We start from the raw sequence: 637 nt of genomic DNA on the forward strand, positions 1-637 counted from the left end.
ACCCTGCACCGCACCCACGTCGGAGTGTCCGCCGCATGACCGACACGATCCACGACAGCCCGACCCCCTGGGTCGCCGATCACATCCGCCGCTTCGAGGAGACCGGCGGTCACCCCCGGCCCGGGATGGCCGACCTGCTCCTGACCACCCGGGGCCGCAGGTCCGGCCTGCTGCGCCGGACGGCGTTGACGTACGTGCGCGACGAGGACGCCTACGTCTTGACGGCGTCCAACGCGGGCGGGGACCGCCATCCCGCCTGGTACCTGAACCTGCTGGCCGATCCTGAAGTCACCCTCCAGGTCGGTGAGGCCACCGTGCCGGCGACCGCCCGCCCCGCCACGGCGGCCGAGGCCGCCCGTCTATGGCCGGCGGTGGTGGCGGCAATGCCCTCGTACGCGACCTACCGCACCGCGACCCCCCGAGAGATCCCCCTGGTCCTGGTCACCCCGGTGCGCCGATCCAGCTGACCGGCCCGTTGCGCTGCCTGCAGGCCACGGAAGGTGCCTGCCGGGCCGCGCCGGCACGACCCGCGACGACCGCTTGGACCGTTCGCCACCCCGAGCACGGCGTCCAGTCCGCCCCGGAGCAGATCGAAAACTCGCCGAGGCAGGGCCTGAAAGGGCGTCCCCTCCTGGCT

1 protein-coding gene is annotated in these 637 nt (G+C 73.5%); it reads left to right on the plus strand.

Annotation, left to right across the window (positions count from 1 at the left end; translation table 11 throughout):
• Window positions 1–35: 35 nt before the first annotated feature.
• On the plus strand, window positions 36–467 hold the full coding sequence (locus IE99_RS0128500; protein WP_030177502.1) for a nitroreductase/quinone reductase family protein: 432 nt from the start codon (window positions 36–38) through the stop codon (window positions 465–467).
• The last annotated feature ends 170 nt before the right edge of the window (window positions 468–637 follow it).

The organism is Spirillospora albida (assembly GCF_000718255.1).
GTDB classification, from domain to species: domain Bacteria; phylum Actinomycetota; class Actinomycetes; order Streptosporangiales; family Streptosporangiaceae; genus Spirillospora; species Spirillospora albida.

Coding starts and splice junctions, on each gene's coding strand:
- IE99_RS0128500 (WP_030177502.1), top strand. CDS start 36: ATGACCGACACGATCCACGACAGCCCGACCCCCTGGGTCGCCGATCAC.